The following is a 22,365-nucleotide window of genomic DNA, read 5'->3' as shown; positions in this document are numbered from 1 at the left end:
CGATGCCATCCCTCAACCGCCCCTCCTGGCTCCTCGTCCGGCTGCCGTGGCTGGCCCGACTCCTGCACCGGCCGATCCGCATCACCGCGACCGGCCCCGCCGATCAACTCGCCTCCTTCCTCACCGGGCTGAGCACGTTCCTGCACCGACACGGACGACCCGGCCGACGTATCCGCATCGACCTCACCATCACCGACGACAAGGACCGCGCATGACCTGGCAACGCACGGAAACCGTGCTGCGGCTGGTGATCCTGCTCGCCATCGGCTCGATGGCCGGCGCGGCCGCGTTCACCCACGTCCATGACCTGTCCGTCGCCCACGGCCAACCCCACTGGATCGGCTGGGCCAACGCCGTCGCCGTCGAACTCATGGCCATCTACCTCGGCCTGGAGATCCGGGCACGACGCCGGGCCGGTCGACCCGTCGGGTTCGTCGCCATCCTCCTCGTCGGCTTCGCGCTCCTGTCGTTGGCCGCACAGGTCGCCGAGGCCGAACCGTCCGTGTGGGGGTGGATCGTGGCGGCTGTCCCGTCGCTGGCGTTCCTGGCCCTGGTCAAGGTCGTGCTGTCCAGCGCACCGGCTGTCCCGGCCGTTCCGGCGGCGTCGACCACGGCTGCCAACCCGACTGGTCCTGCTGGTCCGGCTGACCGAGTGCGCGTCGACCAAGCGGACACCGTCGACCAGGTCCTGACCGCCGACACCGACCCGGAACCGGATCACGTCGAGCGGCCTGCGGTCGTCGAACCGGCACGCATCGCCGGACACGCGTCGGTGCTGCCGCCGCTCGGGGTCGTCCAGCCGCGACGGGCAAACGGGATGGTGGTCGGCCGATGACCGCCCCCACCACCCTCCCCGGACTCGACACACCCGTCACCGACCAGCCGGCGACCGTCGAGCAACCTCGGCCCGGTTCCCGTGCGGCGCGGATGGGTCTGCCCCGGTCGGTCGATGTCTTGCGGGACGTCGCCACTGAGTTCGGCGTGTGTATCCGTCCGCTCGCGATGCGGCGGACCGATCTCGACACCGGCCGTACCGAGGTGATCGACCTGCCCTGCGGGGCGACCCGTGAGGACAAGTGCCCGCCGTGTGCGAAGCGGAACCGGCGACTGCGGCAGGCGCAGATCCGTGACGGCTGGCACCGCGACGACGAACCACTACCCCCACCCGAACCCGCCTCCGATGAGCAGAAGGCGCTGATCGTGCTGCGGGCGCACTTCGAGTTCGAACGCGACGCCGCCGTACGGGAAGCCGACTGGAAGCAGGTCACCGACCTCGACGAGGCCATCACCGAGGTTGAAGACGCGATTACGGCTGAGGAACTGCGCGGCCGGGTCGCACCACCCCACACCACCGACGGCGATGGTGTCGACCAGGGCGACGCGCAGGACAACGGCAAGCGGCGGAAGCGGTCGACCAGGCGGCGGCAGGACACACCCGACCTACCCCGCAAGCCGGTCGAGGCGCGCACCGTCGGCAAGACCTACACCGCACCCGACGGCAACCAGTATCGGCCGTCGATGTGGCTCACGGTCACTCTCGACTCCTACGGGCCCGTACGCCCGGACGGCACCCCGGTCAACCCCGACCGGTACGACTACCGCCGGGCGGCGTGGGACGCGGTCCACTTCCCTCGGCTGCTTGACCGGTTCTGGCAGAACCTGCGCCGGTGTGAAGGCTGGAACGTCCAGTACGCCGGATGCGTCGAACCACAACGGCGTCTGGCGCCTCACGCGCACTTCGCGATCCGCGGCACGATCTCTCGGCAGACGCTGCGGACCGTGGCGGCCGCGACCTATCACCAGGTGTGGTGGCCGGCGGTCGACGTCCAGCACTACGGCGGGGAACACCTGCCCGTCTGGGATGTCGACCAGGGCGCTTGGGTCGACCCGGACACCCGCGAGCCGCTGACCGGCTGGGCGGAAGCCCTCGACGCGGTCGACGCCGATCCGGACGCCGAACCGGTCCACGTCGTCCGCTTCGGCACCCAGGTCGACGCACGCGGCGTCATGCCCGGCACCACCGACGCGGAACGGACCATCCGCTACATCACGAAGTACATCACCAAACACGCCGCCGACTGCCACACCACCACCAGCGGCCGGCAACGCCAACACCTCGAACGGTTCTGGCGACAACTGCAGGTCACCCCCTGCACCGACCGCTGCGCGAACTGGCTCCTCTACGGCGTACAGCCCAAGAACGCGTCGGCGAAGCTGCGGCCGGGACGCTGCCGGGGCAAAGTCCACCAACGCGCCACCCTCGGCATCGGCGGCCGGCGCATCCTCATCTCCCGCGACTGGTCCGGCAAAACCCTGACCGACCACAAACACGACGCACGCGCCTGGGTCCGGGCAGTGCTCGGCGCTACCACCGACCTGGCCGGCGTCGACCAGGCCAACGGCACCGAAAGCGCGGGCTCGTCCCGGCACGCGTGGGAGCTGGCCCGGCCCGACGACCCGGACGTCACCCCGCTCGGGCATCGGCTCCTGCGCTCCATCTCCGAACGCGCCCGCTGGCGCTCCCAACTCCTCGCCGCGAAAGACCGCGCGGCACAGGAGGTGAGCCAAGACCTTTCGGCAACTGAGACGGCGGCGTGATGGGGGAGGGGCACAGGGTGGCGAAGCACGTGGAACTGTGGTCGGTTGAGGACGTCTCGGAGTTCCTGCGGGTGCCGGTGGAGACCTTGTACCGGTGGCGTAAGCACAAGTGCGGTCCGCCGGCTGCCCGGATCGGCCGGCATCTGCGGTACGACCCGGCAGACGTACGCGAGTGGTTCCGCTCGCAGGCGGCGGCGTAGCCGTGGCGCACATCGAAGATCGCTGGCACATGACGATCAAGCATCCCGGCGGCCGTACCGAGCGGGTCAAGTCGAAACTGTTCGGCAAAGGGCTGAGGTACCGCGTCCGCTACGTCGGCCCGGACGGGCGGGAGCGCAAGAAGTCGTTTCCCGACCGGGCGAAGCGCGAAGCTGAGGCGTTCCTGGTCTCGACCGAGTCAGACAAGCTGCGCGGGGCGTACGTCGACCCGTCCGCCGGTCGGATCACGTTCCGGGAGTACGCCGAGGAGTGGTTGCGGACGCGGTCGTTTGACGAGTCGACGCGGGAGAGCACTGAGATCCGGGTGCGCAAGCACATCCTGCCGTACTTCGGGCACCGGTCGTTGGCGTCGATCATGCCGGGGCACGTGCGGGCCTGGGATGCCAGCCTGGTCGGCAAGATTGCGGTCACGACCAGGTCGGTCGTCTTCGCGCACCTGCGTACCATCCTCGGCGCGGCGGTGGATGACGAGCGGATCGCCAAGAATCCGTGCTCGGCGCGCTCGGTCAAGGCACCTCGGCCCGCTGAGCGGCGGGTGGTTCCGTGGACCGCCGACCAGGTTTCGGCAATCCGGTCCGGTCTCGCACCGCGCTACCGGCCGATGGTCAACCTCGGTGCCGGGTGCGGGTTGCGGCAGGGCGAGATCTTCGGCATCGGCGTCGATGATCTCGACCTGGATGCCGGCTGGGTGCATGTCGTACGCCAGGTCAAGCGGGTCCGGTCCCGGCTGGTGTTCGGACTTCCGAAGAACGATCGGGATCGTCGGGTGCCGCTGTCGTCCTCGGCTGTCCGGGTGCTGCGGGAGCACCTGGCCGTCTTCAAGCCGGTCACGATCACCTTGCCGTGGGAAGACCCGTTCAAGGGCGACCCGGTGACGGTGCCGCTGGTGTTCACCACGACGCGAGGCAACGCGCTGAACCGGGCGACGTTCGATGGCAAGAACTGGCAGCCGGCGGTCGAGGCGGCGGGCATCGTGCCGACCAGGGCGACGGGGATGCACGCGCTACGGCACTTCTACGCCTCGGTTCTGCTCGACGCGGGGGAGAGCGTCAAGACGCTGGCGACGTACCTCGGTCACGCTGACCCGGGGTTCACGCTGCGGGTGTACACGCATCTGATGCCGGCCGGCGAGGAGCGCACCCGGCGGGCGATCGACGCACTGTTCGGTGACGACGCCGGGCAGGGCGACGACGGCGGGGACGGGGACGGCGGCGGGGACGGCTCCGATGACCCGGACGCCCTGCAGACGCCCTGAGGGGCCTTCGTGGGGGTGTTCGTGCAGCTCAGCGCTGGTACGGGTGCGAGAATCCGGCGTACAGGTCGACTCGTCCGTCCCACCCCAGTTCAGGGATAGAGTGCGCCACGCGCGTACCGGTGGCGACGTCAGCACAGCGGGCATTGACGTTGGCGCCAACCCGCTATCGTCGGTGCCGTGTCTGACGTCCTGCAGATCGGCTCCCTCGCCGTCCCCGTTGGTGCCCTCGTCATCTACGCGGTCGGGTTCGTCGTCCTCTACTGGGTCATCCGCCTTGCTGTCCGGCACGCCATCCGAGACGCCGACCAGCGTCGGTCAGGCGAACGGCGGTAGCGTCGGGATGCCTCTGGTCGGTTACGGAGGTCTGGGCAGGCAACCACACAGCCAGCCTGTCCGCCGTTTGATGGTGTCGCATGGTCAGACTCTCTGACTGGGCATCGTCCCGTCGCCAATGCCAGCGGCAATGTCCCGATGTCTCTTACATAGAGACATCAGACTCCCAGTGGTGGGATGTCTTTGACTTAGCGACATTAGGACATGAGTTGATCTACGAACGCTTGATCTGGGTGCCGACGACGCGGCCGTGCTCGCCGAGATCCACGAGATGCGCCGTGGGTTTAGCCGCAGCCCTCCGTGCTTCTCGACGGTGGTAGGGCGGTGACGGAGATCGCGCAGCCGGTGCCGAAACGAGCCGAAGGCGACGGCGGATGACTGAAAACCGCCGTGAGCGGCTGCCTGCCCTGGTGACTCCATCGGCGGACGACTACACCGCGACGTTGCCGCGCAAGCGGATGGGTTCGGGGGTGCTCTTCCGGGATCATGCTGGACGGATCCTGATCGTCGAGCCTACGTACAAGGACTACTGGGAACTGCCAGGTGGGGTGGTGGAGGCCGACGAGTCGCCGTACGAAGCAGCGGTCCGCGAGCTGACGGAGGAACTCGGCCTGACCGTTGCTCCGGGCCGGTTGCTGGTCGTGGACTGGGTGCCACCGCGTACCGGTCGCACCGAAGGCGTCATGTTCGTCTACGACGGCGGGGTCCTGGATACCGCGCGGACCGACGCGATCCGGCTGCCGCCGCAGGAGTTACGCAGCTGGGCGTGGTCGACCCTGGCCCAGGCGCAGCAGCGGTTGTCACCGCTGCTGGCCCGGCGGGCCACCGTCGCTGTCGAGGCAGCCGACGACGGCGGGACTCGCTATCTCGAGGACGGCAACCGGGTCTGCTGAGCCCGAGCCGATCCGGACGGATGCCAGCTTCGATCAGTGCTGGTCAGTGCGGCATGAGGTGCCGGGTGAAGAACCGTACCGTGCTGTCCAGTTCGTGGTCCGGGAGCCGGTCGGCGTGCCGGCCCGGGTTGGCGTGCAGCGTCTTCTCGGTCGAGCCGAATGCGTCGAACAGGGCGAGGCTCTGCTCCCGGGGCACCCGTTCGTCGTCCCACTGGATCAGAAACTCGACCGGCACGGTGATGCTGGCCGCAGCGTCCAGCGTGGATGCGGCGGCTGCTCCGCCGAGGCCGAGGACCGCCACGCGCACGCGCGGCTCGGCGGCGACGAACGGTACGCCGAGCCCGCAGCCCAGCGAGACTCCCCAGTAGCCGACCGGCCCGGCGTCGAGATGGTCGAGGACGGCCTGCCACTCGGGGACGGTCTGCCGGGCGACCAGGGCATGGAAGTCGGCGAGCAGCGCGGCCAGGTCACCGCCGGAGCTGGCGGCGGCCTGGATCTCGGTGGCGATGTGTTGGTAGCGCTCGTCGGTCGGACGGTCGCCGTGGTTCGGAGCGTCCATGCAGACGGCCGCGAAGCCGCTGGACACGAAACGGTGGGCGCGGTGCAGGACGCCGGGAGCGGTCTTGTGCTGGCCGCCGCCGTGGCCGATGACGATCAGCGGCGGGCGGTCGGCGTCGCTGCCGGCTGAGGTCCAGAGCACAGCGGGTACACCGTCGACGGCGAAGTGTTCTTCCTGGATGTTGTGCATGCGCGTACGCGCCTTTCGAGAGTCCCTGTGCGGGCGCTCCCTAGACCATGCGGGGGAGGGAGTCCCGACCTGTCACAGCGTTGATTGGACTCACCTCCTCGGGCAGCAGTCATGCACGGCGCAGCGATCGTAGCGCAACCCACCCGCTATCGGCGCTCAGCCGTAGGCCGAAGGCGTACCAGCACGTCACCTCACGGCCCTTTTGACAAGGGCGGCGATGTTCTCGGCGGCCTGCTCGCTGAGCTGGGTAACGGCGAAGGACGTCGGCCACAGCCCGCTGTCGTCGGCGAGGTTGGCCGCAGCGGTGAAGCCAAAGGTGCAGTAGGGCTCCTTGTCCGCGTTTCCGCTACGGAAGAAGCACACGACCTTGCCCTTCCTCGCGTAGGCCGGCTGGCCGTACCAGAGCTTCGGGGACAGGTCGGGGGCGTTGGTGGTGACGATGGCGTGGATGCGCTCGGCCAGTGCGCGGTCCGACGGTTCCATCTGGGCGATCTTCGACAGAACGTCGAGCTCCTCGGCGGCTGCCTTGCCACCACGACCGCGGGTCGTCTCCTTCTTGAGCTCTGCGGCGCGTTCCTTCATGGCGGCGCGCTCGCCCTCGGAGAAACCGTTTGTGCCTGCCTTGCTCACTATGTCGCTCCTTGTCGTTGTCGGGTGTGACCGAGGGTCACGCTAGCCGTGCTGCGACGGCCGGTGCTTCTCGATTCCTGATCGGTACAGGCGGCCCAGCGTCACGGGCCCTGACCGGCGGAAGTTGCCGTCAACTGGACATTTAGGCGGATAACCTCCTGTGGTGAGCTCCCCGCCTGACGATTACACCGCGACGTTGCCGCGAAAGCGGATGGGTTCGGCCGTGCTGCTGCGGGACCGTGACGGACGGATCCTGCTCGTCGAGCCGACGTACAAGGACTACTGGGAGCTGCCAGGTGGGGCGGTGGACGCCGATGAGTCGCCGTACGACGCGGCGATCCGTGAGCTGGCCGAAGAACTCGGCCTGGCGGTTACTCCCGGCCGGCTGCTGGTGGTCGACTGGGTGCCGCCTCGCCCCGGCCGCACCGAAGGAGTGATGTTCGTGTACGACGGCGGTGTCCTGGACGCGTCGCAGACCGACGCGATTCGGCTTCCGCCGCAGGAGTTGCGCAGCTGGGCGTGGTCGACCTTGCCGCAGGCGCAGCAGCGGCTCTCGCCGCTGCTGGCCAGGCGGGCCGCCGCCGCGCTGGAAGCGGCAACGGACGGCGGGACTGTCTACCTTGAGGACGGAAATCAGGTGGGGGGACCGTAGGGCGCGCGGAGCAACGTCGCGCCGCCCGATCGGTAGAGGCTGTCATGGACGCCGTCGGCGTAGAGCATGCCGGTGAGGTCGGTTCGCGCTTTCGCGACAGGGCTGGACTGTTGGAATCCGTACGCCCCGAGCAGCGGAGCCAGATCGGTGACCGCCCGGTGTGCGGTGTCGACTCCGGCGGCCTTGCCGACGCGCGCGAAGAGGTCCGCGTGCGGATGTCCTGACGCAGCGAGCCTGATGGTGGTGATGGCGGCGAGTAGCGCGGCGACAATCTCGGCGTGGGTGCGCCCGAGGGTGATCAGCGCGTTGTCGCGGACTCGTGGCACCACACCTACCTTCCGCCGAGCGGCGAGTGTTTCAGCGACGAAGGTGTGGACACCGGCTGCGGTCCCCAGCGCGGTCGCGGTGACCAGTGGCCGGAACCGGGCGAAGTGCCGGCGGAACACCTCCATGCCGCCTCCGGCCTGCCCAAGCAGGTCTGCGGCAGGATCGATTGACACCTCGTGCAGCCGCAACACCCCCCACGACCAGCCACCCAGACCGGACGGCTTCAGCGTCTCACGCTCCAGACCCTGCGCTGCGGCATCGATGATCGTAGCGGTGATCCGGCCATCCGGGTCCCGGAAGAAGACCACGAAGCCGGCCGACTCGACGATCCGGGACACCCAGCACTTCTCTCCGCTTATGCGCCAGCGACCGTCGCGGTCCGGCCTCGCCTGGGTGGTGATCTCCTGCAGGCGGGAGCCGCCGTGCCGTTCGGTCGCGGCGATTCCCACCAGGTCGCCTCGGCCGAGCCGGGTCCGCCAGGTGTTCCGGACCGTCGCAGCGGCGTCAGCAAGGATCATCGCCCCATGACCGGCGCCGGTTACATCGCGTAGATCCAGGTCGTACGTGCCGGCGCAGAACTGCGCGAGTGCCTGCCGTACCAGTCCGCCGGGACCAGCGGGCTCCTGGCGATCGTCGCAGGCCAGGTCGCGACGAAGGTCCAGCAGCCACTGGGCGCGGGCCGGCTCGCCGGGACGCGGCGCGGTGGGCACCCGCCGGGCGAGCACGTCGGAGAGGATTTCGAGGTCGTCCCACGCCTTCCCATCGATCTCCGGAATGCTGCAGCGTAGTGGCTCCAGCCAGACCAGAGCGGCGGTCACGATGTCACCTGGCCGCGCGATCGGGCGGGGACGCCGTACGCGATGGTGTTGGCCGATACGTCGCGGGTGACCACTGAGCCGCTGCCGATGAGCGCGTGAGCGCCGATGGTGATTCCAGCCATTACGCATACCCCAGAGCCGACCTTGCACCCGTACTCGAACACCGGCGGGTCGAGCGGCTGCTCGTTGTCCGGGTCACGCCAGGTCAGCCGCTTGTCGTTGATCGTGCGAACGCCCGCGCCGATGAACACGCGGTCGGCAACGACCGTGTCGGCCGTGAGGTGCGTGCCCGGCGAGCAGCGCACTCCGTCGCCGATCCGGGAACCGCGCTCCACAGTCAGGTTGGCCGCCAGCTGGCTACCAGACCCGACGACAACGTTGGTGCGAAGCAGCGCGTGGTGGCCGATGGTGCTGCCCTCTCCGACTCGGACACCCGCGTAGAGGATCGCACCGGCCCGCAGGACGACCCCGGAGCCGATCTCGGTGGTGCCGCCGGATCCCTGGTAAATCTGCCGCATCGCGTAGCCGTGCTCCGGCTCGCCGACGATCACCCGATGGCCGAGGCGGGCATCGGCGCCAACGCGGGTACCACCGTGGACCACGGCGAACGCGCCAATCGTGACCCTGGCACCAAGAACGATGGGGCGCAGCGTGCCGAGCAGGTCAGCCGTCATGAACACGGCGGTCGGGTGGATCTGGCAGCCGTCGCCGATCTCCAACAGCCCAGCTCGAACCAGGTCTGTCACGGCAGCAGTCACTCCGATTGTGGAAATTGCATGCATCAGCTTCACTCCTGCAGGTAGCGGGATTCGACCAACGCCCGAACCGGACGGGTCATGTGCCCCAGTGCATCGTGAGAAAGCGCGTAGTCCGAGACCGTGACGCATTAGTTGCAACCGTCTTGCGTGATCCGCGAAGCATCGGTCACGCTCGAATAACTTCATCGGTGCGAGGAGACAGCTGTGCCGACCGAGCCTGCCTGGACAGCGATGCCAACAGCCGACGCTGCCATCGCTGTTGGCGATGTGGGCAAGCTGCTGCGCATCGCGCGGACAGCGGCCGGGCTCACCCTTGAGGAAGCCGGGCGACGTGCCGGCTGCTCCGCAGCCACCATGTCGCGTTGGGAGAACGGCCGGAGGCGAGAGTGGAGCATCGCCGAACTGCGCCGGCTGGCACAGGTGTACGGAATACCACCGCGACTGTTCGGGCTGGCCGCGTCATCCGCGCCAACACGGAGTAGCGCAGTTAGTGTGGTCGAGGACCCCGACGACGGTGGTGGTGATTCGATGCGTCGACGTGACTTGATCGCCGGCACGCTCGGCCTGAGCACGGGCGCTGCCCTGCTGCCGACGTCGGCTCACGCCATTACCGCCACCGTTGAAGACGTGATCTTCGGGCGGGTCACCGCCCCAGCGATCCCCGAACACCAGCTCCGGGCACAGCTTGCCGCTGCCGCAGCGGACTTTCGGGCCTGCCGCTACAGCCAACTTGCCCGACGGTTGCCGCGCCTGCTCGCCCAAGCTACGGCGGTACGTGATCAGGCCCCGGTCGGTAAGACCGCACTGGCATCGAGCTGGGTGGCCCAGGCGTACAGCGTCGCCACGCAACTGTTGATCAAGTTGCACGATGACGGCATGGCCGGGTCCACGTCGGACCGGGCGCTGCAGGCGGCACGCGTCAGTGGAGATCCGCTGGTCATCGCGGAAGCAACGCGACTCGCCGCAACAGTGCTCCGCCGCAGCCGCCATGGGGAGGGTGCCCAACGCATCGTCCTGAACGCCGCTCAACAACTCGACACCGACACTGGTCTGACCGACGGTCGCCACGCCGCCATGTACGGGCAGCTTCTTGCTGTTGCCGCCTACACCGCCGCCATGCGGGAACACCGAGACACCGCGTGGCATCTGCTGGCCGAAGCGGACGACGCCCTTGGCCGAGTAGGGGGCGCCGAAGGTAGCCCGATCACCTCGCTCGACCTTGCCGTATACAAGATCAGCGTCGCGCGGGTGCTCGGCGACTACGGCACCGCCGTCGAGTACGCTAAGCATGTCAAACCTGCCCACATCACCTCGCTGGAGCGCCGCGCCCGCTACTGGCAGGACACCGCCCTCGCCCTGCACGGCCGAGGCAGACCCGCAGCCGCGTACCAGGCACTCCTCGCGGCGGAAGCCGATACTCCGCAGGAGGTCCGCTACCGGCCCTGGGCGCAGAGCCTCACCAACGACCTGCTCACCACCGACACGCGCAACAACCTGCCGGGCATCAGAGACTTCGCCACCCGCATCGGTGCTGGGTAGGTGGCTGCGCCGGACGAGGCGAGATCACCGCCGAGGTCGGTCACCTGGACCTCACGTACGACCTGTTTGCCGAGTTGGTGCTGCACGACTTGGCGGACCTTGGCGACAGGACCACCGGCGGGTGTACCTGGCGGCGTTGGCCGGGCCCGGATTACGTTGGTGGCCGGGTTCGACGGACTGCACGACGACAGTGAGTGCTGGGCTTCGACCTGCGCGGCTGTCGGAGAAGGCGTTCAGCCTGTGCTGGCGAGGGGAGCAGTTGCGGTCACCCTGACCGCTGACGAGGTCCGGTACAAGCCGGCCGGGCGCGCATCCGTCGGCCGGCATCGAGCTGAGCCATCACAGCGAGCACTACGGCTAATCGGGAAGGACCAGCCGCGTGCTCGATGCATGCGGTGTTCGGCAAAGCGCCCGGTCCGTCTCTACTGCATGGGCACCCCTATCTCGCCGGTTACGTACCAGCCCCGACTAGTGGAAGTCAACGGGCGGTGGACCATCGTCGGGTCAGTCGCGCTCGGCCAACGAGTTTGCGGTCAGCCTTCGATCGGCACGTCTGTCAAGAATCTGACCTTGCAGTGCCTCTATCGCGAGGTGATTCTTCGTGATAGGTGTGGTCTGGTGTATAGTCGGTCGGGAGAACGGTTGCTACGGTGTCGTCAGCAATGACGCGTGTATCAGAGCGAGGCCGATTTGCCTGAAAGTCGATCAAGATCCGCGCAGATCGGCGTTGATGATGTGGGTCAGATCAAGAAGGTGTTAACTGCTGCGTACCGGACGACTGAAGGCGTCAGTGATGCGGTAATCCAGCGCTTTATTGAGCCGCGTGTTGGCCTCCTTGATCAGCTGATGGCCGAAGCGCATCACCTGATCGAGGGTCGACGGGGCACCGGTAAGAGTACGATCCTTCAAGTGCTGCGTCGTCAAGCCCTTGAGGAGGGTATACCGGTTGCTTTCGTGGATATGGAGAAACATAAGCATCGGAAGTACCCGGACGTCCTTGTTGAGCTCTTAATAGATGTGCTGAATGGCCTTCAACCTCAGGTTCCGCGATGGGCAATTTTTGGTAATAGGCGAAGTGCTAGGCGCGAGTTTGACAAAATCATCAGGGCGCTCCGCCAAATTCTTGAAGATCCAGATGCTATTAGTAGGGCGATGATGCGTGCTGCTGATCGGAAGACGTCAGGTGCGGGCTCTGTAAAGGCTGCTATAAACCCCAATATTGGGCTCGATGCCAGCGTTGGGCGTGGTTCTTCGCGGTCTTGGGCTGAGGAGGGCTCTGTTGAGTTCACTAAAATTGAACGCCTCCGAGACCTAGCGCCCCGCCTGAGCGGGCTGCTCGCCCGCCTCGTCTCCGAGACCACCGCGCAGCGTTCAATCATCTTCGTGGACGACTTCTATTACATAAACACTGCCGATCAACCGTATGTTCTTGACTATCTGCATCAAGTTTGTAAAGGAACCTCGGTTTGGATCAAGATTTGTGGAGTTGGCTCTCGACTGAAGCCTTATATTGATAGCAATCCGCCGGTTGGAATGGAGCCAGGAAACGATATCTTCCGTTTGGGCCTAGATGTCACGCTTGAGAACTTCGTGACCGCCAAACGCTTTCTTGAGCGGGTGGTCGAAGGAATTCTGGCTCCGCTCGACTTCAAGATCACTGACATCCTGTCGGAGATTGCGAGGGAGCGAATAATTCTGGCAAGTGGTGGTGCGGTGGCGCGTGACTATATTAATCTGATCGATGACGCGCTCGATATCGCTCTTCAGCAAGTGCAGAAAAAGAACCAGGAGGAGGCAGCGCGGTTTCGTATCGGCACCGAGGATATCATGCAGGCAGCTCGAAATCGTTTGAACAAAAAGGAGGAAGAGGACCTCACCATTGATGCTCGCGAGAATCATAACGCACTCCGTGCCCGATGGCAGCATATTCAGAAGTTTGCTCGCTCGAACGAAACTCAATTTGTTCTGTTTCGCCAAGAGGAATTGAGTGAAACTGCTTGGGGGGCCGAAGTGCAGCAGTTGCAGAATCTTCGGCTTCTGCATCGGATCACAACGGCGGTCCCGAACACCGCAACATGGAGAGGTGTTAAGACGGTTGTGGTAATGATTGACCTTGCATCGGTGGCTCGGCAGCGCCTCAACCAGGTCATCACCCCGTTCTGGAAGAATCAAGCTGAAATGGACAAGCTTCGACGGGCAGAATGGGTCTATTCTCCAGATTTTGAAGAATCGATGGAGGAGAAGTTGATAAAGAAGTCGGCAAAAAAATTGCCGACTAAGGAGGCAACGGATCCGACCCTCTTTTGATCTTTTGATTCGTCCTAGTTGGGAGCTCTGAATCTCGGGCGTTCTCGACTCTCGGCACAGATGCACCGGCTCTGCAACCGGCGGCGGACAGGGGATCCGGCGGCTTCGACGCAGTTGCCGTTGCCGCCGGAGTAGCTGCTGGTGCGCCGGGTAGCGTCGGTCAGGTCGGTGGTGCCTCCTTTGAGTGGGCGAGGAGCGGTTACGCGGAGAGCTGGGACGACTTGAGCGCGGTGGTGAAGGTGGTCCAGGCAGAGGGGGCGAAGGTCAGCGCCGGGCCGGTCGGGTCCTTGCTGTCGCGGGTGGCGACGATTCCCGGCAGGTTCCGGGCGACCTCGACGCACTGGCTGTTTGAGTCGCTGCGGCTGCTCTTGATCCACACGGCGCGGGTGAGATCCATCGCGCTCCTCCTTCTGGTCTGCGGAAAGCTCTGACGGCGGCAAAGGTTGCTGTGGCCTACGGAGCAGTGACCTATGACTGGCGTGGCGTGACCGCGCCGGATACTCGGCGCGGTCACGCATCCGCAAATCCGGGCTGGTCTCACTCGCTCCTGAGCGACGCGGTGAAGGATGTCCACGCCGTGGGGGAGAACGCGAGCACAGGGCCGGAACGGTCCTTGCTGTCCCGTACCGCGATGACGGCCGCTAGGTTGTCGGCGACCTCAACGCAGTTGCCGTTGCCGCCGGATCGGCTGCTCGTGCGCCACTCAGCGTTCTCCAGTTGCCAGTTCTTCATCGTCATCTTCCCTTCTCGTCCATGCGTTCGATGGACTTCTTGATCATCCTGACCGACCCAGCCGGGTCGACCGCCGCTGCCCGGAGGTACTCGAACAGCGAGCTGTAGCTGGCGATCTCAGATGGACTCTCCAGGAACATCGCGTTGACCCGGTTCTCGATGTAGACGAGCTCCGGGTCGTACGGGTCGGGGAAGTCCATCAGCGCGAACGCGCCGTGCATGCCAGCGTGTGCGCCAACCTCGTACGGCAGCACCTGGAGGGTGATGTGGGGTTGCTTGGTCATGTCGGCGAGGTGGCGTAGCTGGCCGCGCATCACGTCAACCCCGCCGACCTGGCGGTGGATCACGCCCTCGTCGATGATCGCCCAGAGCTTCAACGGCGCGTCCTTGCCTATCGACTCCTGGCGTCTCATCCGGGCCTCGACGCGGTGCGCCACGTCGGATTCGCTGCACTCGGGCAGCACCCCTGCGGTGACAGCTCGGGCGTACTCCTCGGTCTGCAGCAGGCCCGGTACGAACAGCGGCTCGTAGTTGCGGACGCTGCGGGCCTCGGCTTCGAAGCTGATGTAGGCGCTGTACTCGTCCGACAGGACCTCTTCGTACGCCTGGAGCCAGCCGAGTTGGGTCGAGTCCTTGAGTAGGTCCAGCATCTCTGTGCGCTGTTGCTGGTCCCTGACGCCGTAGAGGTCGAGCAGGGCGAGGACGGTCCGCTTCTGTGGTCGAACCTTGCCGGTCTCGATCCGCCACAGGGTCGCGCTGTTCATGTGGGTCTTCTCGGCGGCGTCTTCGCGGGTGAGCCCTGCGTCGCTGCGCATCCCGCGCAGCTGGTATGCCAGGCGGCGCAGGCGAACAGTCGGCAGGTGCTTGCGCGCGGCCACGTCCATGCTCCCCTCACTCCCTCTCAGTGTGCGGGTCCCGCGTCGGCGGGACAACATCAGGGCATCTTCAAGACTCTTGAAAGCAAGTCTTGCATACGCGATCCGTGCTGAGGCAGTATGACACCCGGTGGTCGCATCATGGAGTGTCGATCTACCGACCTGCAGCCAGTGCTCTGGAGATCCGAGCGTGGCTGCGGGGACGCACATCCCCACCCACCTGGGCGCCGGCCGGCGTCGTGGCAAGGAGGCCGGCCGGTGCCCCGACCGAAGAGGGGGAAGGTCCTCGTGGAAATCGGTGCGCTGATCTGCGCGGTCCTGCTGGGATTCCTGGCCGGGCTGTTCGCCTTCAAAGTCAAAGTCAGATGGTGTCCCTGGTGCGGCCGGCTGACCTGGCCCGGACCGCCGCCGTCGGAGGGAGAAGCCCGGTGAGCTGGGCATCCGACGGCTCGTTGGGCCGGCACCGGCCGCCGGTGGTCCGGGTCAATGGCGAGACGTACGAGGGGGACGTCGCGCCGGTGCCGCTGACCGCCGAACAGGTGACGCGGGTGCGCTTCCGTACCCGCTGGCGGGGCCTGGACCCACGGCACGTCGCGGCGTACGTCGCCCAGGTCGCCGCCGAGTTGCGCCGCCGTGACCAGAGCATCGCTCGGTTGTCCGACGAGTTGTCGCTGCTCAAGCAGGCGCTGCGGGACTGGCAGAGCGATCAGGCCCGGCTGCCGTACGTCGGTGAACTCGACATCGACCCCGGCACCTGAGCCGGGTGACGTGCTGCTGATCGGGGCCGCCGCCAGCGTCCAGTTCGCCGGTGACCGGGGTTTCCGGTTCCGGGTCGTCGCCGTCGACAAACGCTGGACCTACGCCGGCTGGGTCTGGTTGGGCGGCTACGTGCTGGACCGCGACGGCGCGGCCGTCGAGCGGAGGGAGATCTTCGTGCAACGCGACGGGCTACGGCAGATCCGTCGGAGACAGCGGTGAGCACCAGCGACGGCGGCGGGTGGGTCGGCCCGGCCGGCCCACCCGCCGGCTGGGCCGGTGACTACACCCCGGGGGAGCGCGAGTTCCACGAGATCATCTGCCAGCTCGCGGACCGGGCCTGGCGGCAGGGGTACGGCATCAAAGCCATGGTCGCCCTCGCCGATCTGGTCGACTGGTTCCCACCGGCCGACCATCCACCGCCGCGCCGCTCGACCTGACCGGCCTCGTCGGCGCGGCGAGGGTCCGGATAAAAGCGGGCCCTGCGGTCCTCCGGCGTCGGCCGGTGAGGCAGCGTCTTCTGTTCTAGCCTGATCCCCTGGGGGATTTTGATCCCCTAACGGGATCACACTGGAAACAGTGTCCCTTCCCCCGAGCCGCGTCCGGCTGGGCGTGGACGACGCGAGGGAGCTTGGCCTCACCTGGACACTTTCCGTCAGGACAGCCAGTGGCTCACGGCCAGGCTGCCAAGCAGTCGCAGCGCCTCGGAGCTGCGGCTGCTCGGCTCCGCGCGGTACACGATCAGCTGCTGACCAGCGGCTCCGCGCACGTCGAAGGCGTGGTACGTCAACGTCAACTCGCCCACCACGCTGTGCCGGAACGTCTTCGGCTCGTGGGTCTTGCCCCGCACGTCGTTGCGCTGCCACAGCCGACGGAACTCCGGGCTGGCCGCGCTCAACTCCTCGACCAGTTCGTGGGCCCGCCGGTCGTGCGGGTCGTGGCCGAGGGCGAGACGCAGATTCGCCACGCACGTCTCGGCACCCCGTCGCCAGTCGACGAAGAAGGTGCCGCCGGCCGGGTCCAGGAACGTCATCCGTACGAGGTTGTCCGGCTCGGTGAAGTCGGAGTAGAACGCGTCGGCGAGTGCGTTGCCGGCCAGCAGGTCGAGCCGTCGGTCGATCACGATCGCAGGGGTGTCCGGCCAGGCGTCGAGCAGCTCCCGCAGACCCTGGTCGACCTGCGGGCGGGTCGGCGGCGTCGGCCCGCTGCCGGGTGCCACGTCGGCCAGCCGGAACAGATGGTCCCGGGCATCGGCGTCCAGGTCGAGCGCCCGGGCCACGGCGTCGAGCACCGAGGCCGACGGGTTGCGCTCCCGGCCCTGTTCCAGCCGGGTGTAGTAGTCGACGCTCACCCCGGCCAGCACGGCGACCTCCTCGCGGCGCAGGCCGGCGACCCGCCGGGTGCCGCTGGCGGTCAGCCCGACATCGCCCGGCGTGAGCTGGGCCCGGCGGGCCACCAGGAAGGCACCGAGCGCGGTGGTGGGCATGGAGCCCACGGTAGCCAGCCCTGCTCCGGCCAGCCAGGGTGCGCCGCACCCTGGTTACGCCCGGCCTGGATGCCCGTCGCACCAGCCCGCACGGTGGAGAGGTCCTACCCCGAGACCACCGCCCGGAGGTGCCCGTGAAAACCCCGATTCTCGACGACACCGTCCTCGCCGTGATCGCCGCCAACGCTGGCGATCATCGTCGACCGCTGATGTTCGTCAACGCCGCCATCCACACCCTGGACACGATGATCGGTGACTTCGCCGCCGCCGACCTGCTGCTCGGCGGCGACGTGATCGTCGCGGTCGGCCCCGGCCTGCACACTGCGGCTGAGGATGACGGGGCGATCGTCGTCGACTGCACCGGCCTGACCATCGTGCCGGCGGTCGTCGACGGTGTCGCCGTCGCCGGGCTGCGGGCCGGCCCCGCCGACCGGGTCGGCACCCTGACGCCGGGTAACCCCGCGACCTTCGCCGTGATCCCGGGCAGCGTCACGCTGGAGAAAATCATCTGGCGGCCGGAGCAGGCCGCCGCAGTTGTCGTCGACGGCGAGATCGCCCTGTTCAACGGCGAGCGGCGGCGGCCTACCCCGGTCGAGCCGGACCGCAGCAGCCCTCGGGCGGTCGACAGCCCGTACCTCGGTATGTGGATCGACGAGACCGGCTTCATCCACCAGGAGCTCACCGCCGACTTCCGCTACGACGAGACGCGCGGCGGCCGACCGCACGCGTACCAGGGGTCGTTCTGGATCGATGGCGACCGGATCGTCTACCGCGACGACCTGGGCTTTTGGGCGTACGGCCAGTTCGTGGCCGGCGTGCTGCACCACGCCGGCTACGTGTTCCACCGCCGGTGAACCCCGACCACGACACACCGATCAGGACAAGGAGCAGACAATGATGTTGTTCAGCGGCGGCGCCGTCGTCACGATGGACCCGACGATCGGCGACCTGGACTCCGGTGACGTGCTGATACGCGGCGACCGGATCGTCGCCGTCGGCCCGGACCTGCGGTCGCACCCGGACGCGGCCGGCGCGACTGTCGTCGACACCACCGGCGGCATCGTCTGCCCCGGATTCGTCGACACCCACCGGCACGCCTGGCAGGCGCAGCTGCGCCGCAGCATCCCCGATGTCAACGACCTCGGCGAGTACGTGATGTCCACGCTGGCCGGCGTCGCACCCGCGTACACCCCGCACGACATGTACGTCGGCACCCGGCTCGCGGCGCTCACCGCCCTCGACGCCGGCATCACCACGATGCTCGACTTCTCGCACAACTCCCGCTCGGCGGCGCACTCCGACGCGGCGGTGCAGGCGCTGATCGACACCGGCATCCGGGGCGTGCACGCCTCGATGGGTCCGCACTTCGGCGACTGGGACCGCCAGTGGCCCGCCGACCTGGTCCGGCTGCGGGAGAAGTTCCACGGCGCCAACGGCGATCTGGTCACCGTACGGCTGGCGGCGCTGGCCACCGACGAGATAGCCGGCCCGGCGCTGGCATACGGGCCGGAGCTGGCGGCGGTCGCCCGCGATATCGGCATCGGCGTCAGTATCGACGCCGTGTTCGGCGAGTCGTCGTCGGCGGCGATCGAGCGCTGGGCGACCGACGGCCTGCTCGGCCCGGCCGTGACCCTGATCCACGCCACCGGGCTCACCAGCCAGGCCTGGAAGACGATCGGTGCTACCGGGACCACCGTGTCGCTGGCCCCGACGTCGGAGGCGCAGATCGGGCTGGAGACGGCGGTGCCGGCGATCGACGAGGCGTTGGCCGTCGGCGTCCGACCCGGGCTCAGCATCGACGTCGAAGTGGCGCTGGCCAGCGACATGTTCACCCAGATGCGGGCGCTGCACGCGATCCAACGGATGCGCGCGGTGCACTGCGCGTACGGCACGGACAAGCCGGTGGGGCACCGGATCACCACCCGTGACGTGCTGGACTTCGCCACCGCTCAGGGCGCGCGGACCAACGGACTCGGCGACGTGACCGGGTCGATCAGCCCCGGCAAGCAGGCGGACCTGCTGGTGGTCCGGGCTGACGACGTCAACACGATGCCGCTCAACGACGCGGTCGGCACCTTGGTGCTCGGTGCCGACGCCCGCAACATCGACACGGTCGTGGTCGGTGGCCGGATCCGTAAGGCGGCCGGGCGGCTGGTCGACGTCGACATCGACGATCTGCGCCGTACGGTGACCGCCTCCCGTGACTCGATCCGCGCAAGCGTCGGCGGGTAGCGGGGACCCGAACTCGGTCTACCAGGCCACGACGCCCTGGGTGGACGGCTGGATCGAGCCGATCTGCACGTCGGCGATCGGCAGCTCGCCGACTGCCTCTTCGCCGTCGAGGCCGACGGTCCGGGCGACCACCGTCGTGCTGTCACCGGGCGCGCCGACCCGTACCGTGGTCGCCACCGCGCAGTCGGTCGACGCCGGGTCGCAGGTGGCCCACTTGACCCCGGCGAACGCGGACTCACCCGGATCCAGGTCGGCCGCGACCGGCGGCCCCGGCTGCTCCACCTGTCGCTGGGCGACGTCGACCGGGCTGCGGTCGGCGCGCTCGAAGGCCAGTGTCACCCAACCGTCGAGCTGACACGGTGCCGCTGAGTCGTTGGTCAGCGCCAGCATCGCCACCCCGGCCTGCTGGAAGATCACGTCGACGGCCAGGTCGGTACTGGCGCAGGCGGCCGGGCCGCCGTCACCCGGCGCGTCGGATCCGGGGCCGGACGGGTCGGCAGCGGCAGTCGGTGCTGCGCTGGCGGTCGGCGACGTGTCGGTAGCCGGCTCCGTATCGGGTGCGGCGTCGCCGCAGGCGGCGAGGGTCAGCGCGGCGGGGATCAGACAGGCCACGGCGGCGGTTCGGGCAACACGCATGGAGGGCTCATTCCTCTCGACAACGGGTGGCTGTCGGCGACAGCACGTTGATCGGCATCGGACCGTACGGCGGATGTGCCCCGCGATCTTGTGCCAGAAACCGGTCAGATGCCTGGAAAGCACCACGATGCCAGCTGCGCCAGGTCCTTCGCTCCGCCGGTGGTCACCTGCTCGGGCGTGGGCCGGTCGTCCACGCGCCAGGAGGCTAGCGCCGCCACGCCACCGAAGTCGAAGCCGGCCGGCGCGGCACCGACGACTGCACCACATAGATTGCGTGGTGTGACGGTTGCCATCCGTACTTTCACTCTCGTGCTCGATCGAAGTCCGACCGACGACGAGATTGACGCCCTGTTCACCGCTGGATGTGACGACGCGGCCTTCGGCGTCGACGGCGGACTGCCCGTCGCGGAGTTCGACCGGGAGGCGGCCACCATCGCGGACGCGATCGCGACAGCGGTCCGAGCCGTCGAGTCGGTCGGACTGACGGTGCTGCGGCTGATCGACTAGGACCTGGTGACGCTCGCGAACATCGCGCACCTGAACGGGTTCATGTTTGGCGGGTCGGGCGGCGGCCGGGGCGCAGCGCGCGCAGCGCGTTGAGGATCACCGCGACGTCGATGCCCTCCTGGGTGAACGCGCCGGCCACCGGCGGCAGCAGGCCGAACGCGGCGACCGCCATCGCCACCACCGCCAGGCCCATGCCGACCGAGGCGCTCTGTACCGCGATCCGCCGGGACCGGTGGGCGATGTCGACCGCGTCGGCGAGCCGGTCCAGCCGGTCGCCGGTCAGCACCGCGTCGGCGACCCCGGCCGCGGCGCTGGTCCCGGTGCCGCCGACCGCCACGCCCACGTCGGCGGCGGCCAACGCCGGGGCGTCGTTCACCCCGTCGCCGACCATCACCGTCACCGCGCGGGCCGACTCGTCGCGTACCCGGGCGGTCTTCTCCTGCGGTGGGCAGCGCGCCACGATGTCGTCCACCTCGACCTGCGCGGCGACCCGCTCGGCCACCTCCCGCCGGTCGCCGGTCAGCATGACCAGCCGGGTGAACCCGGCCTGCCGCAGCCGCCGCACCGTGCCGGCGGCGTCGGGCCGCACCGCGTCGCGCAGCAGGATCGCCCCGGCGGGTACGCCGTCCACGCCGACCCACACCGCCGACAGCCCGTCGGCTTCGGCCCGGTCCCGGACCCGGACCGCCCACTCCGGCAGCGGTCCGTCCGGCTGGCCGACCCGCACCGTACGGCCGTCGACCCGGCCACGGACGCCCCGGCCGGGATCCTCGGTCACCTCGGCCGGGGCGGCCAGCCGCAGGCCCCGGTCGCCGGCCGCCCGGACCACCGCGCCGGCCAGCACGTGCGGCGAGAGCTGCTCCACCGACGCGGCCAGCCGCAGCAGTTCGGCCGGGTCGGCCCCGTCGCCGGTGACCACGTCGGCGGTCTCCGGCCGGCCGGTGGTCAACGTCCCGGTCTTGTCCACCAGCAGGGTACGGGCGTGGCCGAGCTGTTCCAGCGCGCCGCCGTCGCGGACCAGCACGCCGCAGCGGGCGGCGCGGGACAGCCCGGCGACGATCGCGATCGGGGTGGCCAGCAGCAACGGGCAGGGGGTGGCGACGACCAGCACGGCGACCGCGCGGACGAACTCGCCGGAGACGATCCAGCCGGCCCCGGCCAGCACCAGGGTGAACGGGACGAACGCGGCGGCGTACCGGTCGGCCAGGCGTACCGTCGGTGCCTTGCCGGCGCCGGCCTCGGTGGCCAGTCGGACGATCCCGGCGTACGTGCTGTCCTGCGCGGTCTCGACGGCGCGCAGCCCGAACGCGGTCCCGGCGTTGACCACGCCGCTGGCGACGCGGTCCCCGGCGGCCCGCTCCACCGGCCGTGACTCGCCGGTCACCACCGACTCGTCGAGGGTGGCCGGCTCCTCGGCGACGCCGTCGACCGGCACCACGTCGCCGGGGCCGACGACCAGCCGGTCCCCGGTGGCGATCTCACCCACGTCGACCGTGGCGACGGTGTCGTCGGCGGCCCGCCGCCGGGCGGTGCGCGGTGCGTGCGCGACGAGTGCCTGCAGGTCCCGGCCGGCCCGTCGCTGCGCGTACGTCTCCAGGGTGTGCCCGCTGGCCAGCATCAGCGCCACCACCGCGCCGGCCAGGTACTCGGCGGCCAGCAGCGCGCCGACCAGGGCGAGTACGGCGATGACGTCGACGCCGATCCGCCGCCGTCGCAGCGACTGGCCCATCCAGCGCAGCGCCGGCAGCAGCGCCGCGACCGTGGCAGCCGCCCACACCCCGTCGGCGACCGGGCCGGCACCGGCGAGCCGCAGCACCCCGCCGGCCAGCACCACGGCGGTCAGCGCCGCCAGCGGTGCCCAGATCCGCCAGCGCGGTGCCCAGGCCAGCCAGCGCGGCGTCCGGCGTCCGGCGGTCGGCTCGTCGTCCACCAGGCCAGTCTGCCGGCCGGCGGGCCCGGCGGTGGGCGGTACGCCGGGAACGAACACGCGGGTGACCGGGGCCCCGTCCGGTCACCCGCCGCCTGACCGTAGTGAGTCTCCGCTACCCGCGAACCCGCGTGGAC

At 68.6% G+C, this 22,365-nt stretch carries 26 protein-coding genes; 16 read left to right on the top strand and 10 right to left on the bottom strand.

Translation table 11 applies throughout. The features are described 5' to 3' along the window. Window positions 1-2 precede the first annotated feature (2 nt). From EDC02_RS16975 to EDC02_RS16950, 7 genes are all read left to right on the top strand, one after another. The gene (locus tag EDC02_RS16975) at window positions 3-215 is read left to right on the top strand and encodes a hypothetical protein (RefSeq protein ID WP_123602812.1); all 213 of its coding nucleotides are present in this window, start codon (window positions 3-5) and stop codon (window positions 213-215) included. Further along, window positions 212-835 (top strand): DUF2637 domain-containing protein, encoded by a 624-nt coding sequence (locus tag EDC02_RS16970; protein WP_123602811.1) that lies wholly within the window; start codon window positions 212-214, stop codon window positions 833-835. Before EDC02_RS16975 ends, EDC02_RS16970 begins: the two co-directional genes overlap by 4 nt. After that, window positions 832-2,598, top strand: a complete 1,767-nt coding sequence (locus tag EDC02_RS16965; protein WP_123602810.1) for a replication initiator — start codon at window positions 832-834, stop codon at window positions 2,596-2,598. The genes EDC02_RS16970 and EDC02_RS16965 overlap by 4 nt, the downstream gene beginning before the upstream one ends. 17 nt (window positions 2,599-2,615) lie before the next feature. Beyond that, a complete protein-coding gene (locus EDC02_RS16960; RefSeq protein WP_233605975.1) occupies window positions 2,616-2,798 on the top strand; it encodes a helix-turn-helix domain-containing protein in 183 nt (60 codons plus the stop codon). Between the two features lie 29 nt (window positions 2,799-2,827). Further along, window positions 2,828-4,072: a site-specific integrase gene (locus tag EDC02_RS16955; RefSeq protein WP_233605974.1), complete on the top strand. Its 1,245-nt coding sequence runs from the start codon at window positions 2,828-2,830 to the stop codon at window positions 4,070-4,072. 177 nt (window positions 4,073-4,249) lie between these two features. After that, a complete protein-coding gene (locus tag EDC02_RS40260) occupies window positions 4,250-4,405 on the top strand; it encodes a hypothetical protein (RefSeq protein ID WP_158632208.1) in 156 nt (51 codons plus the stop codon). Window positions 4,406-4,779: 374 nt separating this feature from the next. After that, the gene (locus EDC02_RS16950; RefSeq protein ID WP_370461461.1) at window positions 4,780-5,298 is read left to right on the top strand and encodes an NUDIX domain-containing protein; all 519 of its coding nucleotides are present in this window, start codon (window positions 4,780-4,782) and stop codon (window positions 5,296-5,298) included. 43 nt (window positions 5,299-5,341) lie between these two features. On the opposite strand, the gene EDC02_RS16945 is transcribed toward EDC02_RS16950, so the two are convergent. Next, window positions 5,342-6,046 carry a S9 family peptidase gene (locus EDC02_RS16945; RefSeq protein WP_123602808.1) on the bottom strand — a complete coding sequence of 235 codons (705 nt, stop codon included), beginning with the start codon at window positions 6,044-6,046 and terminating at the stop codon, window positions 5,342-5,344. Between the two features lie 186 nt (window positions 6,047-6,232). Then, on the bottom strand, window positions 6,233-6,628 hold the full coding sequence (locus tag EDC02_RS16940) for an iron chaperone (RefSeq protein WP_123602807.1): 396 nt from the start codon (window positions 6,626-6,628) through the stop codon (window positions 6,233-6,235). A 211-nt stretch (window positions 6,629-6,839) separates the two neighbouring features. Between EDC02_RS16940 and EDC02_RS16935 the strand changes: the two genes are divergently transcribed. Beyond that, window positions 6,840-7,328, top strand: a complete 489-nt coding sequence (locus tag EDC02_RS16935; protein ID WP_370461460.1) for an NUDIX domain-containing protein — start codon at window positions 6,840-6,842, stop codon at window positions 7,326-7,328. Here the strand turns inward: EDC02_RS16935 and EDC02_RS16930 are convergent. Next, entirely contained in the window at window positions 7,310-8,473 is a 1,164-nt protein-coding gene (locus tag EDC02_RS16930; protein WP_233605973.1) for an acyl-CoA dehydrogenase family protein, read from the bottom strand. The two genes, EDC02_RS16935 and EDC02_RS16930, sit on opposite strands and share 19 nt — an antisense overlap. Beyond that, the gene (locus EDC02_RS16925) at window positions 8,470-9,192 is read right to left on the bottom strand and encodes a DapH/DapD/GlmU-related protein (RefSeq protein WP_233605972.1); all 723 of its coding nucleotides are present in this window, start codon (window positions 9,190-9,192) and stop codon (window positions 8,470-8,472) included. The genes EDC02_RS16930 and EDC02_RS16925 overlap by 4 nt, the downstream gene beginning before the upstream one ends. Window positions 9,193-9,435: 243 nt before the next feature. On the opposite strand from EDC02_RS16925, the gene EDC02_RS16920 reads away from it, so the two are divergent. Further along, on the top strand, window positions 9,436-10,770 hold the full coding sequence (locus EDC02_RS16920; protein WP_199757660.1) for a helix-turn-helix domain-containing protein: 1,335 nt from the start codon (window positions 9,436-9,438) through the stop codon (window positions 10,768-10,770). Between the two features lie 669 nt (window positions 10,771-11,439). Continuing rightward, window positions 11,440-13,077, top strand: a complete 1,638-nt coding sequence (locus EDC02_RS39565) for a hypothetical protein (protein WP_148083488.1) — start codon at window positions 11,440-11,442, stop codon at window positions 13,075-13,077. A gap of 199 nt (window positions 13,078-13,276) precedes the next feature. Here the strand turns inward: EDC02_RS39565 and EDC02_RS16900 are convergent, their stop codons facing one another. The 3 genes from EDC02_RS16900 to EDC02_RS16890 all read right to left on the bottom strand — a co-directional run bounded on the left by EDC02_RS16900 (window position 13,277) and on the right by EDC02_RS16890 (window position 14,693). Further along, entirely contained in the window at window positions 13,277-13,474 is a 198-nt protein-coding gene (locus EDC02_RS16900) for a DUF397 domain-containing protein (RefSeq protein ID WP_123602801.1), read from the bottom strand. 140 nt (window positions 13,475-13,614) lie between these two features. Then, a complete protein-coding gene (locus EDC02_RS16895; RefSeq protein ID WP_123602800.1) occupies window positions 13,615-13,815 on the bottom strand; it encodes a DUF397 domain-containing protein in 201 nt (66 codons plus the stop codon). After that, window positions 13,812-14,693: a helix-turn-helix transcriptional regulator gene (locus tag EDC02_RS16890; protein ID WP_123602799.1), complete on the bottom strand. Its 882-nt coding sequence runs from the start codon at window positions 14,691-14,693 to the stop codon at window positions 13,812-13,814. Before EDC02_RS16890 ends, EDC02_RS16895 begins: the two co-directional genes overlap by 4 nt. Before the next feature lie 419 nt (window positions 14,694-15,112). Here EDC02_RS16890 and EDC02_RS16885 point away from each other — a divergent pair, with 419 nt between their 5' ends. The 3 genes from EDC02_RS16885 to EDC02_RS16875 are packed head-to-tail and all read left to right on the top strand — an operon-like array spanning window position 15,113 to window position 15,880. Then, on the top strand, window positions 15,113-15,442 hold the full coding sequence (locus EDC02_RS16885; RefSeq protein WP_233605971.1) for a DivIVA domain-containing protein: 330 nt from the start codon (window positions 15,113-15,115) through the stop codon (window positions 15,440-15,442). Beyond that, window positions 15,414-15,662 (top strand): hypothetical protein, encoded by a 249-nt coding sequence (locus EDC02_RS16880; protein WP_123602797.1) that lies wholly within the window; start codon window positions 15,414-15,416, stop codon window positions 15,660-15,662. The genes EDC02_RS16885 and EDC02_RS16880 overlap by 29 nt, the downstream gene beginning before the upstream one ends. Then, window positions 15,659-15,880 carry a hypothetical protein gene (locus EDC02_RS16875; RefSeq protein WP_123602796.1) on the top strand — a complete coding sequence of 74 codons (222 nt, stop codon included), beginning with the start codon at window positions 15,659-15,661 and terminating at the stop codon, window positions 15,878-15,880. The genes EDC02_RS16880 and EDC02_RS16875 overlap by 4 nt, the downstream gene beginning before the upstream one ends. Before the next feature lie 215 nt (window positions 15,881-16,095). Here EDC02_RS16875 and EDC02_RS16870 read toward each other — a convergent pair whose 3' ends face one another. Continuing rightward, window positions 16,096-16,926, bottom strand: a complete 831-nt coding sequence (locus tag EDC02_RS16870) for a helix-turn-helix domain-containing protein (RefSeq protein ID WP_123602795.1) — start codon at window positions 16,924-16,926, stop codon at window positions 16,096-16,098. 134 nt (window positions 16,927-17,060) lie between these two features. Here EDC02_RS16870 and EDC02_RS16865 point away from each other — a divergent pair, with 134 nt between their 5' ends. Then, window positions 17,061-17,780 (top strand): Atu4866 domain-containing protein, encoded by a 720-nt coding sequence (locus EDC02_RS16865; protein ID WP_233605970.1) that lies wholly within the window; start codon window positions 17,061-17,063, stop codon window positions 17,778-17,780. A gap of 40 nt (window positions 17,781-17,820) precedes the next feature. After that, complete coding sequence (locus EDC02_RS16860) at window positions 17,821-19,158, top strand: amidohydrolase family protein (protein ID WP_123602794.1); 1,338 nt, start codon at window positions 17,821-17,823, stop codon at window positions 19,156-19,158. Window positions 19,159-19,176: 18 nt separating this feature from the next. Here EDC02_RS16860 and EDC02_RS16855 read toward each other — a convergent pair whose 3' ends face one another. Then, on the bottom strand, window positions 19,177-19,794 hold the full coding sequence (locus tag EDC02_RS16855) for a DUF4232 domain-containing protein (RefSeq protein ID WP_158632207.1): 618 nt from the start codon (window positions 19,792-19,794) through the stop codon (window positions 19,177-19,179). Between the two features lie 279 nt (window positions 19,795-20,073). Here EDC02_RS16855 and EDC02_RS16850 point away from each other — a divergent pair, with 279 nt between their 5' ends. Further along, on the top strand, window positions 20,074-20,301 hold the full coding sequence (locus EDC02_RS16850) for a hypothetical protein (RefSeq protein WP_123602792.1): 228 nt from the start codon (window positions 20,074-20,076) through the stop codon (window positions 20,299-20,301). Between the two features lie 40 nt (window positions 20,302-20,341). Here the strand turns inward: EDC02_RS16850 and EDC02_RS16845 are convergent, their stop codons facing one another. Beyond that, window positions 20,342-22,189: a heavy metal translocating P-type ATPase gene (locus tag EDC02_RS16845; protein ID WP_199757862.1), complete on the bottom strand. Its 1,848-nt coding sequence runs from the start codon at window positions 22,187-22,189 to the stop codon at window positions 20,342-20,344. Between the last annotated feature and the right edge of the window lie 176 nt (window positions 22,190-22,365).

This window comes from Micromonospora sp. Llam0 (assembly GCF_003751085.1).
Lineage (GTDB): Bacteria > Actinomycetota > Actinomycetes > Mycobacteriales > Micromonosporaceae > Micromonospora_E.
This window is presented reverse-complemented; position numbering and strand designations above follow the sequence as displayed.